Source organism: Nonomuraea spiralis, from assembly GCF_014648435.1.
In the GTDB taxonomy this organism is placed as follows: domain Bacteria; phylum Actinomycetota; class Actinomycetes; order Streptosporangiales; family Streptosporangiaceae; genus Nonomuraea; species Nonomuraea spiralis.
On the sequence record NZ_BMRC01000048.1, the window covers coordinates 24,606 to 36,839 of the forward strand.

The 12,234-nt window shown below is 69.8% G+C and carries 11 protein-coding genes and 1 tRNA gene; 8 read left to right on the top strand and 4 right to left on the bottom strand.

The window, feature by feature from the left end:
- Positions 1–69 precede the first annotated feature (69 nt).
- From IEZ27_RS50380 to pyk, 4 genes are all read left to right on the top strand, one after another.
- Positions 70–1,521 (top strand): MDR family MFS transporter, encoded by a 1,452-nt coding sequence (locus tag IEZ27_RS50380; protein ID WP_189653785.1) that lies wholly within the window; start codon positions 70–72, stop codon positions 1,519–1,521.
- Between the two features lie 190 nt (positions 1,522–1,711).
- The gene (locus IEZ27_RS50385; protein WP_229825070.1) at positions 1,712–3,415 is read left to right on the top strand and encodes a S8 family peptidase; all 1,704 of its coding nucleotides are present in this window, start codon (positions 1,712–1,714) and stop codon (positions 3,413–3,415) included.
- Positions 3,412–3,762 carry a DUF2784 domain-containing protein gene (locus IEZ27_RS50390; RefSeq protein WP_125630363.1) on the top strand — a complete coding sequence of 117 codons (351 nt, stop codon included), beginning with the start codon at positions 3,412–3,414 and terminating at the stop codon, positions 3,760–3,762. Before IEZ27_RS50385 ends, IEZ27_RS50390 begins: the two co-directional genes overlap by 4 nt.
- A gap of 35 nt (positions 3,763–3,797) precedes the next feature.
- Positions 3,798–5,228 (top strand): pyruvate kinase, encoded by a 1,431-nt coding sequence (pyk, locus tag IEZ27_RS50395; RefSeq protein ID WP_189653786.1) that lies wholly within the window; start codon positions 3,798–3,800, stop codon positions 5,226–5,228.
- Between the two features lie 66 nt (positions 5,229–5,294).
- Here the strand turns inward: pyk and dapD are convergent, their stop codons facing one another.
- Complete coding sequence (gene dapD, locus IEZ27_RS50400; protein WP_189653787.1) at positions 5,295–6,257, bottom strand: 2,3,4,5-tetrahydropyridine-2,6-dicarboxylate N-succinyltransferase; 963 nt, start codon at positions 6,255–6,257, stop codon at positions 5,295–5,297.
- Positions 6,258–6,282: 25 nt separating this feature from the next.
- Positions 6,283–6,705 (bottom strand): pyridoxamine 5'-phosphate oxidase family protein, encoded by a 423-nt coding sequence (locus IEZ27_RS50405; protein ID WP_125630357.1) that lies wholly within the window; start codon positions 6,703–6,705, stop codon positions 6,283–6,285.
- 212 nt (positions 6,706–6,917) lie between these two features.
- On the opposite strand from IEZ27_RS50405, the gene IEZ27_RS50410 reads away from it, so the two are divergent.
- Positions 6,918–7,511, top strand: a complete 594-nt coding sequence (locus tag IEZ27_RS50410; protein ID WP_189653788.1) for a TIGR03086 family metal-binding protein — start codon at positions 6,918–6,920, stop codon at positions 7,509–7,511.
- Positions 7,512–7,608: 97 nt separating this feature from the next.
- Here IEZ27_RS50410 and IEZ27_RS50415 read toward each other — a convergent pair.
- Positions 7,609–7,681: transfer RNA gene (locus IEZ27_RS50415), tRNA-Leu, on the bottom strand.
- Positions 7,682–7,769: 88 nt separating this feature from the next.
- Here IEZ27_RS50415 and IEZ27_RS50420 point away from each other — a divergent pair.
- The 3 genes from IEZ27_RS50420 (at position 7,770) to IEZ27_RS50430 (ending at position 11,338) form a co-directional block, all read left to right on the top strand.
- Positions 7,770–8,354 (top strand): ANTAR domain-containing response regulator, encoded by a 585-nt coding sequence (locus IEZ27_RS50420; protein ID WP_260477449.1) that lies wholly within the window; start codon positions 7,770–7,772, stop codon positions 8,352–8,354.
- Positions 8,355–8,505: 151 nt separating this feature from the next.
- On the top strand, positions 8,506–9,798 hold the full coding sequence (locus IEZ27_RS50425; protein ID WP_189653789.1) for an ABC transporter substrate-binding protein: 1,293 nt from the start codon (positions 8,506–8,508) through the stop codon (positions 9,796–9,798).
- 232 nt (positions 9,799–10,030) lie between these two features.
- Positions 10,031–11,338, top strand: a complete 1,308-nt coding sequence (locus IEZ27_RS50430; RefSeq protein WP_189653790.1) for an ABC transporter substrate-binding protein — start codon at positions 10,031–10,033, stop codon at positions 11,336–11,338.
- 3 nt (positions 11,339–11,341) lie between these two features.
- Here the strand turns inward: IEZ27_RS50430 and IEZ27_RS50435 are convergent, their stop codons facing one another.
- Positions 11,342–12,055, bottom strand: coding sequence for a hypothetical protein (locus IEZ27_RS50435; protein WP_189653791.1), 714 nt, complete (start codon positions 12,053–12,055; stop codon positions 11,342–11,344).
- Positions 12,056–12,234 lie beyond the last annotated feature (179 nt).

Consider the following 12,234-nt stretch of genomic DNA (forward strand, 5'->3'; position numbering starts at 1 on the left):
GATCGGGGTGGCACCCCCGACCGCCGCGGATTCCTCCTGCCCTCGCGAAAGAAGCAAGGAGACAACTGAATGGTATCGACAATCGAACGGGACGCCGGAACGCGGCGCGTCCCGTGGCTCAGCATGGGCTCGCTGCTGCTGTGCCTGTTCCTGGCCGCCGTGGACCAGACCGTGGTGGCCACGGCCACCCCCACCATCGTGGGCGAGCTCAACGGCCTGGAGAGCGTGTCGTGGCTGGTCACGGCATTCTCCCTGACCTCCGGCATCGTCTCGCCCCTCTACGGCAAGCTCAGCGACATGTACGGCCGCCGCCGCCTGTACCTGTCGGCCATCGTGCTGTTCCTGCTCGGCTCGGCCCTGTGCGGGCTCGCCCAGACGATGGGCCAGCTCATCGCCTTCCGCGCCTTCCAGGGCATCGGCGCCGGCGGCCTCATGGTGCTGACCCTGGCGATCTCGGCCGACATCGCCACCCCCCGCGAACGCGCCAAGTTCCAGGGCCTGTTCGGCGCGGTCATCGGCGTGGCCGCCGTCGTCGGCCCGGTCATCGGCGGCTACCTCACCGAGCACATCTCCTGGCGCTGGATCTTCTACATCAACCTGCCGCTCGGGGCGGTCGCGCTGGCGGTCGCGTTCGCCGTGCTCCGGCTGCCGCGCCGTACCTCGCCGCACCGGATCGACTGGCTGGGGGCCGCGCTGATCTCCGGGGTGCTGACCTGCCTGACGCTGTTCGCCTCGTGGGGCGGGACGACGTACGCGTGGTCCTCGCCGGTCGTGCTCGGGCTGGGCGCGGGGGCGGTCCTGCTGACCGTGCTGTTCGTGCTGGTGGAACGGCGGGCCGAGGAGCCGGTGTTGCCGCTCGGGCTGTTCCGCGACCGTACGTTCACGATCGCCACGGCGGCCGTCGTGCTCATGGCGACCGGGTTGGTGGGGGCGGCCACCTTCCTGCCGCTCTTCCTGCAACTGGCCGGCGGGGCCAGCGCGTCGAACTCGGGGCTGCTGCTGCTTCCCCTGATGGCGGGCATGATCGTGGCCTCGGCGGTGGCGGGGCGGCTGGTGACCAGGCTGGGGACGTACAAGTGGGTCGTGGTGTCGGGGGCGGGGCTGGCGGCGGTGGCCGGGTTCCTGCTCTCGACGATGGGGCTGGGGACCGGGGCGGTGACGTCCGGGGTGTACATGGTGCTGTTCGGGGCCGGGCTCGGCATGGTGCTGCAGAACCTCATGCTCGCCGTCCAGGTCAGCGCGCCCGCCGCCGACCGGGGCGCGGCCACCTCGGTGGTCTCCTTCGCCAGGAACGTGGGCGCCGCCGTCGGCGTGGCGGTGCTCGGCGGCGTCTTCAGCGGCAGGCTGGGGCCGGGGGAGGCGGCCGTGGACCCGGGCTCGGTGGGGGCGATGTCCGAGTCCGCGCGGCTGGCCTTCGCCGACGCGATCGGCGGGGTCTTCCTGTGGATCGCGCCGATCCTGCTGGCCGGCGGCGTCCTGCTGACCTGCCTGCGGAACGTGCGCCTGCACCGCGACACCTGACCGGCCGGGAAGCCTGGCGGGGAGCCGCGCAGGGGAGCCGGGCAAGGGAGCCGCGCAGGGAGCCGGGCCCTGGGCGAACCGCCTGGGGCCCTTTTCGCCCCCCATCAGCCGAAATTTCGTATGTAAGTTGCATCAGCCGTTTAGTGTCGGGAAGATGCAGGTTCTGCGACAGTCGGCGGATGGGGGAGCAATGCGGCGAGTCGCCTCTGGCCTGATGGTGCTGGCCGTCGCGGCTGCCCTGACCGCGTGCTCGGCGGTCGCCGACGACCGCGCCGTCTCCGAGCGGCCGCCACCCGCGCAGGACGGCCCCACCGGCTCCCCGCAGCCCGCACCCCCCTCCGGCAAGGCCCAGAACCTCGTCTTCTACGCCGACGGCAAGCAGACCCAGGCCCTGGACGCGGTCAAACGCGCCGGCGGCACGGTCGTCGAGGAGAACGGCAAGCTCGGCTACGTACTGACCGAGGGCGGCGGCGACGGCTTCGCCGAGACCGTCGGCGCCGACCCCGCCATCGTGGGCGTCTCACCCGACCGCCGCATCGGCTCCACCTCCTCCTACACCGCCCGCCCCACGGGCCGCGCCACCGGACGCTTCCCCGACGCCGGGTCGCTCGGCGGCAGGGGCGCCGCCCAGGAGCCGCTGGCCCACCTGCAGTGGGACATGAAGATGATCGGCGCCGACCGGGCCCACGCCAAGGCCCCCGGCAACAAGAAGGTGCTGGTCGGCGTCATCGACACCGGCATCGACGGCAAGCACCCCGACATCGCCCCCAACTTCAACCGCGAGCTGAGCCGCAACTTCGTCATCGACAAGCCCAAGGACGAGCGCGGCGAGACCCTCGACGGCCCCTGCGAGACCCCCTCCTGCAAGGACCCGGTGGACGAGGACGACGACGGCCACGGCACCCACGTCGCCAGCACCATCGCCTCCCCGATCAACGGCATCGGCATCGCCGGCGTCGCCCCCGACGTGCAGCTCGTGAACATCAGGGCCGGCCAGGACTCCGGCTTCTTCTTCCTCAAGCCCAGCCTGGACGCCCTCACCTACGCCGGCGACATCGGCGTGGACGTCGTCAACATGAGCTACTACGTCGACCCCTGGCTGTTCAACTGCGCCGCCAACAAGGCCGACACCAGGAAGCAGCAGCTCGAACAGCAGGCGATCATCGTCGGCATGCAGCGTGCCCTCGACTACGCCCGCGGCAAGGGCGTCACGCTCATCTCCGCCCTCGGCAACGGCTCGACCGACCTCGGACGTCCCAGTGTCGACAAGCAGAGCCCCGGCTACCCGCGCGGCAGCGAGAAGACCCGCAAGATCGACAACTCGTGCGTCAACGTGCCCGCCGAGTCCAAGGGCGTGATCTCGGTCTCGGCCGTCGGGCCGTCCGGCCGCAAGGCCGTCTACAGCGACTACGGGATCGAGCAGACCGACCTGGCCGCGCCCGGCGGCGACGTGCTGGACGGCAAGGGCGCCGAGGCCGTCCGGTCGATCCTGGCCGCCGCCCCCGAGCACGTGCTCAAGGCGGGCGGCCGGCTCGACGCCTCCGGCAAGCCCAAGGGCGCCGACGTCGTACGCGACTGCCACGAGGGCTCGTGCTCCTACTACCAGTACCTCGACGGCACCTCCATGGCCGCCCCGCACGCGACCGGCGTCGCGGCGATCCTGATCAGCCGCTTCGGCAAGCCCGGCCCCGGCGGCCTGGCGATGGACCCCGCCACCGTCGAGGACCTGCTCTACAGGACCGCCACCCCGACGCCCTGCCCGACTCCCCGCGCCTACGTCTACAAGATGTACGGCGAGAGCGAGACCCACCAGTGTGAGGGCGGCCAGGACGACAACGGCTTCTTCGGGCACGGCATCGTGAACGCCTGGAAGGCGGCCACCATCGAGCCATGATGTACCGCCTGCTCGCCGACGCGGCGATGGTGGCGCACTTCGCCTTCCTCGCCTATCTGGCCGTGGGCGGGTTCCTGGCCTGGCGCTGGCGGCGTACGATCTACGTCCACCTCGCGGTCGTCGGCTGGGCCGTGCTCTCGCTCGTCACCGGCGTGGAATGCCCGCTGACCGTGGTCGAGGACTGGGCGCGGCGCAAGGCCGGGCAGCCGGGCCTGCCGCCGAGCGGCTTCGTCGACCACTACATCCAAGGCGTGATCTACCCTGAACAGTACGCGAACTTGGTACGGCTGGGACTCGCCGTTCTCGTGTTGTTCTCCTACGTCGGGTACGTTCTCCGTCGTCAGTGACTGCCAAGTGGTCTGTACCAATTAAGGTAGGACTCGTGACTCGTCGCGCGAAAATCGTCTGCACCCTAGGCCCAGCCACTTCGTCCAAAGAACGCCTCCACGAGCTGATCTCCGCGGGCATGGACGTGGCACGGTTCAACCTCAGTCATGGCGACCATGACATGCACAGAGAGGTCTACGACCGGGTCAGGGAGGTGGCGGCCGACCTCGGCCGTGGCGTAGGCGTGCTCGCCGACCTTCAGGGCCCCAAGATCCGCGTCGGCACCTTCGAGGAAGGGCCGGTGCGCCTCGGCTTCGGCGACGTCTTCACCATCACCACCGAAGACGTGCCCGGAGACCGCGAGCAGGTCTCGACCACCTACAAGGGCCTGCCCGGCGACGTGCGTCCCGGTGACACGATCCTGGTCGACGACGGCCGCCTCGTCCTGGAGGCCACCCGCGTCGACGGCGACCGTGTCATCACCCGCGTCGTCATCGGCGGCATGATCTCCAACAACAAGGGTCTCAACCTGCCGGGCATCAACGTCAGCGCCCCCGCCCTCACCGACAAGGACGAGGCCGACCTGCGCTGGGCGCTGCGCACCGGCTTCGACATGATCGCGCTCTCCTTCGTCCGCCGTCCCTCCGACGCCGACGTGGTGCGCAACATCATGGAGCAGGAGGCCGTACGCCTGCCGCTGCTCGCCAAGATCGAGAAGCCGCAGGCCGTCGAGCGCCTGCCCGAGATCGTCGAGGCGTTCGACGGCATCATGGTCGCCCGCGGCGACCTCGGCGTCGAGCTGCCGCTGGAGCAGGTGCCGATCGTGCAGCGGCGCATCATCGAGCTGTGCCGCGAGAAGGCCCGCCCGGTCATCGTGGCCACCCAGATGCTCGACTCCATGATGAGCGCCCCGCGCCCCACCCGCGCCGAGGCCTCCGACGTCGCCTACGCCGTCATGGACGGCGCCGACGCGGTCATGTTGTCGGGCGAGACGTCGGTCGGCAGCTACCCGATCGAGTCCGTCTCGACGATGGACCGCATCGCCTGCGCCGCCGAGAAGTCGTCCCTGCACGCCACCCACACCCTGGAGCGCATGCCGGAGACCACCGGCGGCGCCATCGCCAGGGCGGCGGCCGAGGTCGGGGCGATCGTGGGCGCCAAGGCGCTGATCGCGTTCACCATGTCGGGGGAGACGGCCCGCCGTCTGGCCCGCTACCGCTCGCCGATCCCGCTGCTGGCCTTCACCTCGGCCCCGCACGTGCGCGGGCAGCTCTCGCTGACGTGGGGCGTGGAGACGTTCCACGTGCCGTTCGTGCACCACACCGACGACATGGTGCGGCAGGTGGAGGCGTCGCTGCTGTCGCTCGGACGGCTGGAGAAGGGCGACAAGGTGGTCATCGTGGCCGGTTCGCCTCCCGGCACGCCGGGCAGCACCAACGCCCTGCGCGTCCACACCATCGGCTCGGCCGTCTCCCACGCCAACTGAGTCTCGCGCCCCCTCCGAGGCGAGCTCGCGTGCCCACGCGAGCTCCCGCGGAGGGGGCTCGCGGGTTCAGTGGGCGTGCAGGGCGGCGTTCAGGGTGATGCCCGAGCCGGTGCGGGGGAGGGCCTCCACGGCGCCCGTCCGGGAGTTGCGGCGCAGCAGGACGCCGTTCGAGCCCGACAGCTCCGCGGCCTTGACGACCTTCCCGTCGGGCAGCGTCACCTGGGTGCCCGCGGTCACGTAGAGGCCCGCCTCCACCACGCAGTCGTCGCCCAGCGAGATGCCGATGCCCGCGTTCGCGCCCAGCAGGCAGCGCTCGCCGATCGAGATGACCTGCTTGCCGCCGCCCGACAGCGTCCCCATGATCGAGGCGCCGCCGCCCACGTCGGACCCGTCGCCGACCACCACGCCCGCCGAGATGCGCCCCTCGACCATCGAGGTGCCCACCGTGCCCGCGTTGAAGTTCACGAAGCCCTCGTGCATGACCACCGTGCCCGACGCCAGGTGGGCGCCCAGCCGCACCCGGTCGGCGTCGGCGATGCGTACGCCCTCCGGCAGCACGTAGTCGACCATGCGCGGGAACTTGTCCACCCCGTAGACCGTCACCACGCCCTTGGCCCGCAGCCGCAGCCGCGTCCGCTCGAAGCCCGGCACCGGGCACGGTCCGTAGTTGGTCCACACCACGTTGGCCAGCAGGCCGAACTGGCCGTCCAGGTTGACGCCGTGGGGGCGTACCAGGCGGTGGGAGAGCAGGTGGAGCCGCAGGTAGACGTCGTGCGCGTCCACGGGCGGCTCCGAGAGCTTGGCGACGCCCGTACGCACCGCCACCACCTCCACGCCCCGCGCCGCGTCGCGGCCGGTCAGCGCGGCCAGCTCGCCGGCCTCCTCGGCGGAGAGCCGCTCGGTGCCCGTGGCAGGCGGCTCGCCCAGCTCGGGCGCCGGGAACCAGGTGTCGAGAACGGTGCCGTCGTCGGCGATGGTCGCGAGGCCGACGCCGAACGCGCCGGTCGAGGTGGGATCGAAAGCAGTCACACAGCCAAAAATACCGGTCGTCCGATCAGCCCAGGGATCCCAGGTCGGCCGACAGCCACCGCTCGGGCCGCATCCGGAACGTCACCAGGACGTGCAGGTCCGAGCCCTGCACGTAGCCCGACACCGCCTCGGGCGGCAGGTAGCGGGAGGCGATCCGGGTCAGCTCCTCGATCGTCGTGGGATCGGAGCGCACCACCGGGCCCTCGACCGACACGTACCGGTAGGTGGGGCTGGCCCGCTGGACCAGCATCGAGAACCGGCCCGCCTTGGCCACCAGCCTGGCCTTGTGCGACTCGCTGTCGGTCAGGAACCTGATCTCGCCGCCGGGGCTGTAGTCGTACCAGACGGGCACGGCGAGCGGCGCGCGCCCCGCGCCCGAGTCCACGGCCAGGCTCGCGATGTGCGGCTCGGTCAGGAACGCCTCCCGCTCGGTCACGCTCAAGGACATCCCGCGCCACCCCCGTCTCGGCCGTCATAACTCGTCACACAGGACTATTCCCGGCGATCCGCCTGCGAAATCCCGCCACCCGAGCGCGTCTGAGGGCCCGCCGCCGAAAAACACTCGCACCCCGCCGGAGGGGCCGCCATCATCGTCAGGTTGGCCACCCCCGGGTCGTACGGGCCCACAGGTGGGTTCTTCGACGATGACGGGACAGTGCCTTGGTAGACATCATCGAGCTCAACCGGCGGTCGGTACGCGCCACCGCCGACCTGGTCGCCACGATCAAGCCCGCCGATCTCGACCTGCCGACCCCCTGTACGGGATGGGCCGTCCGCGACCTGCTGGAACACCAGATCGTGCAGAACCACGGGTTCGCCCTGGCTGCCTCGGGCGCGCGTTCGGAGTTGCCGAGCTGGCGGCCGAGCCCGCTGGGCGAGGACCCGGTGGCCGAGTACGCCGCCTCGGCGCAGGCCGTCGTCGCCGCCTTCGCCGCGGACGGCGTGCTCGACCGGTCGTTCTTCCTGCCCGAGATCCGCGACGGCGGCCCGTTCCCGGCGGCGATGGCGATCGGCTTCCACTTCATCGACTGCGTCGTGCACGACTGGGACCTCGCCAAGGCGCTGGGAGTGCCGCCCAACGTCGAGGACGACCTCGCCGAGGCCGCGCTCCCGCTGGCCGCGCAGGTGCCCGACACGCCGGTCTCGCGCGGCGCCGGGAAGGCGTTCCTGGCCGGGGTCGAGCCGGGCGAGGACGCCACGGCCCTCGACCGCGTGGTCGCCATGCTGGGCCGCAGCCCCTCGTGGACGCCCTGACCCCGGTCAACATTTCGGGCCCGGGTGTCGACCCGGCAGTCATGGGCGGGGAAAAGCGAACCGCCCGGCCTGTGGAGGGGCCGGGCGGTCAGGCCGGTGCCCCGGGTGGGATTCGAACCCACACTGTATGGATTTTGAGGCCATCGACTCTGCCGTTGGTCTACCGGGGCGGCTCCACCGGTCGGCGATCTCGTGGCGTGATGCCCGAGGCCGCACCGGCGTGGATCTAATCTACCGGACGTCTGTACTCTTCTGCTCGTGAGTACGCAGCGGCGAGTAGTGATCGCGGAAGACGAGGCCCTGATCCGCCTGGACCTCAAGGAGATGCTCCAGGAGGACGGTTACGTCGTCGTGGGCGAGGCCGGTGACGGGGAGCAGGCGATCCAGCTCGCCGCCGAGCTGCGGCCCGACCTCGTCATCCTCGACGTGAAGATGCCCGTGCTCGACGGCATCTCGGCGGCCGAGCGCATCGTGGCCGACCGGGTCGCGCCGTGTCTCATCCTCACCGCCTTCTCCCAGCGTGACCTGGTGGAACGGGCCCGCGACGCGGGGGCGATGGCCTACCTGGTCAAGCCGTTCACCAAGGCCGATCTGGTGCCGGCGATCGAGATGGCGGTCAGCAGGCACGAGGAGATGGTGGCGCTGAGCGCGGAGGTCTCCAGCCTCTCGGAGCGCCTGGAGACCCGGAAGCTGGTCGAGCGGGCCAAGGGCCAGTTGATGGCGCAGCACGGCTGGACGGAGCCGCAGGCGTTCCGGTGGATCCAGAAGGCGTCGATGGACCGGCGGCTGAGCATGCGGGAGGTTGCTCAGATCGTTATAGACGACGCGGCCGAGCGGGCGTGAATAGGGCGTATATCAGGTGATTTAGCCCCGCGGGTTGTGGCGCGGTCACGACTGGGCATCCAACCGGCTTCGGCTTCTTTCGGCGCAGGCGTCCCGGCGCATGCTGATGGGCGGACGGAAGGTCCGCTCATCTCGAACGGAGACGCTTTCGATGATCCGCATTTCCCGCGCGCTGGCCGTCGCCACAGCGGCGAGCCTGGCACTGGCGGCATGTTCGACCGGGGGCACGACCGCCGGAACGGGCGCCACAGGCTCCACATCCGCGAACCCCTCCTCGGCCGCCGCGGCCAAGGGGGACGGCACGCTCACGATCGGCACCGTGCTGCCGCAGACGGGCAACCTGGCCTATCTGGGGCCACCCGAGTTCGCCGGGGTCGATCTGGCGCTCAAGGAGATCAACGAGGCCGGGGGCGTGCTCGGCAAGCCGGTGGCGAAGATCGACACCGACTCGGGCGACACCACGACCAACATCGCCTCGCAGTCGGTGGACAAGCTGCTCAGTCAGAAGGCCGACGCGATCATCGGCGCGGCGTCCTCGTCGGTGTCGGAGTCGATCATCGACAAGATCACCCGGGCGGGCGTGGTGCAGTTCTCGCCGGCGAACACCTCCGACAAGTTCACCACGATCAACGACCAGGGCCTGTACTTCCGTACCGCGCCGCCGGACAAGCTGCAGGGGCGGGTCCTGGGTGACCTGGTGGTCGCCGACGGCAACGACACGCTCGGCATCCTGGCCATGCAGGACTCCTACGGCTCCGGCCTGGCCGACCAGGTGACCAAGACCGCCGAGGCGGCCGGGGCCACGGTGGCCGAGCGGGTCGACTACGACCCCAAGGCCGCCGACTTCTCGGCCGACGTCGCCAAGATCAAGGTCAAGAACCCGAAGGCGATCGTGCTGATCGGGTTCGAGGAGACGGCGAAGGTCGTGCAGGAGCTGGTCAAGCAGGGCCTGACGGCCGACAAGTACAAGTGGTACATGGTGGACGGCAACATGTCGAACTCCAACTACCTCAAGATGCCCAAGGGCACGCTGGCGGGCGTCAAGGGCACGATCCCGGGGGCGGCGGCGCCCGAGGCGTTCCAGAAACGGTTGCTGGCGATCGATCCGAAGCTGACGAACTACACCTACGCCGCCGAGTCGTACGACGCGGCGACGCTGATCGCGCTGGCCGCCGAGGCGGGCAAGGACGACGCCGGCACCGCGCTCGGCCCCAAGCTGATCGAGGTCAGCAAGGGCGGCGAGAAGTGCCAGGACTTCAAGTCGTGCGCCGACCTGCTCAAAGCGGGCAAGGACATCGACTACGACGGCGTGAGCGGCCCGGTGGACTTCGACGACGCGGGTGACCCGACGGTGGCCACGATCGGCGTCTACCAGTACGGCAAGGACAACAAGTACGACGCGGCCAAGGCGATCGAATATCGCAAGGGCAACATCGCCGGCTAGACCAACCCGCCATAGAACCACCCCAGTCCGGAAATTTCGGGCTGGAGTGGTTCATATGGAGTCATGACCGTAACGCTGATGAAACATGCAATTACAGAGGGTGATTGCGACATTACAAATTAGCATAAAAGTACCCGAATCCCCCACATCTCCCCGCCAAAGAGGCATGCTGAGCTCGGAAAACGCAGCGAGGGAGATCGTTCCCCCGCTGGGAATAAGGGGAGTCTCTTTTATGATCCGCATTGCTCCAGCAGGGCGCTTCCTGGCCGTCGCGGCAGCCGCGAGTCTGGCCCTGACGGCCTGTGGCGGCGGTGGCGACACGGCCGCGCAGCAGACCACGTCCGCGGCGCCTTCCTCATCGGCCCCGGCCACCCAGACGGACGCGGCCAAGGGCGACGGCACGCTGACGATCGGCACCGTGCTGCCGCAGACCGGTTCGCTGGCCTTCCTCGGCCCGCCCGAGTTCGCCGGCGTCGACCAGGCCGTCAAGGAGATCAACGACGCGGGCGGCGTGCTCGGCAAGCCGGTCACCAAGATCCACACGGACTCCGGTGACACCACCACCAACGTGGCCTCGCAGTCGGTGGACAAGCTGATCGCGCAGAAGACCGACGCCATCATCGGCGCCGCCTCCTCGTCGGTGTCGGAGTCGATCATCGACAAGGTCACCGGTGCCGGCGTGGTGCAGTTCTCGCCCGCCAACACCTCCGACAAGTTCACCACCATCAGCGACCAGGGCCTGTACTTCCGTACCGCGCCGCCGGACAAGCTCCAGGGCCGCGTGCTCGGCGACCTGATCGCCGCCGACGGCAACGACACCATCGGCATCCTGGCCATGCAGGACTCCTACGGCTCCGGCCTGGCCGACCAGGTGACCAAGACCGCCGAGGCGGCCGGCGCCAGCGTCGTGGAGCGCGTGGACTACGACCCGAAGGCGGCCGAGTTCTCCGCGGACGTCGCCAAGATCAAGGCCAAGAACCCGAAGGCGGTCGTGCTGATCGGCTTCGAGGAGGGCGCCAAGGTCATCCAGGAGCTCGTCAAGCAGGGCCTGACCAGCGACAAGGTCAAGTGGTACATGGTGGACGGCAACATGTCGAACACCAACTACCTCAAGATGCCCAAGAGCACGCTCAAGGGCGTCAAGGGCACCATCCCCGGCGCCGAGGCCCCGGAGGACTTCAGGAAGAAGCTCCTGGAGATCGACCCGAAGCTCGAGGACTTCACCTACGCCGCGGAGTCGTACGACGCCACGATCCTCATCGCCCTGGCGGCCGAGGCGGCCAAGGACGACAGCGGCAAGTCCATCGCCGCCAAGCTGCCCGAGGTCAGCAAGGGCGGCGAGAAGTGCAAGACCTTCAAGGAGTGCGCCGACCTGCTGAAGGCCGGCAAGGACATCGACTACGACGGCATCAGCGGTCCGATCGAGTTCAACGACGCCGGTGACCCCGCCGTGGCCACCATCGGCGTCTACCAGTACGGCGAGGACAACAAGTACGCCTCCAAGGCGCTGGAGTACCGTACCGGCAACATCGAGGGCTGACCCTCACCCGCCGCCCAGGCCGCACACGCGCAACGAGTACTGGATCAGCCGATCCTGCAGCGGCTTGGGCGGCACCACGATCACCACCCGCTCGGGCCCCCCGTCCACGGTGGCCCGCACCGGGAACAGGAACGCCTTCTTGGCCTCGGCGAAGGCGTGCGGGTCGCAGCGGCCGGGGGTGAGCGTGACCGGCACCTCCAGCCGCTGCTGCCCGGCCTCCAGTTCGGCGACGGGCCGCTTGGGGGCGTCCGGCGTGATGATGTAGTGCGTGGTGCCGTCGAGCTCGGTCAGCGTCACCTTGCCGGCGCCGCGCCGCGTGACCACCAGCTTGCCCCGCATCGCCTTGCCCACCTGCTTCCAGTCGGGGCCGAACTCGATGCCGGCGGCCTCCTTGACGAGGAACTCCGAGCATTCGTCCCGCAGCAGCCGGGTCAGCAGAGGGCTCGGGTGCGGCACCTTGAACACCACCCGGCGCGGCTGCTCCGATCCGGCCCGGATGTTGGCCACGACGGTGGCCGGCTGGAGTTGCGGCAGGCCCGTGGGCAGGCAGTTCGCCGGGCCGTAGGTGATGCGCAGATCGGTGCGCTCGGTCCGCTTGATCGTCGCGTCGGTCTTTTGCGGCGGCAACGTTTTGAACGACGGCGTCACGAGCTGGACGTCGGCGAAATACACGGGTATGCCGGCGGTATTACGGACGGCCACCTCCAGCGCGTGCACGGGCTCGTCCGAACGCCATTGCTCCAGCGTGACCGATACGCCGGCGGGAGGATCCGAGGAAGGCGGCGGGGCCGGCGGGGAAGCGGTGCACCCGGCAAGAAGGACCGCCGTGACCAGGACAGGCGAAATTCGCTTCACCCGACGCACATTAAGCCTGCTAGCGCAGGTCCGTAAGTTGA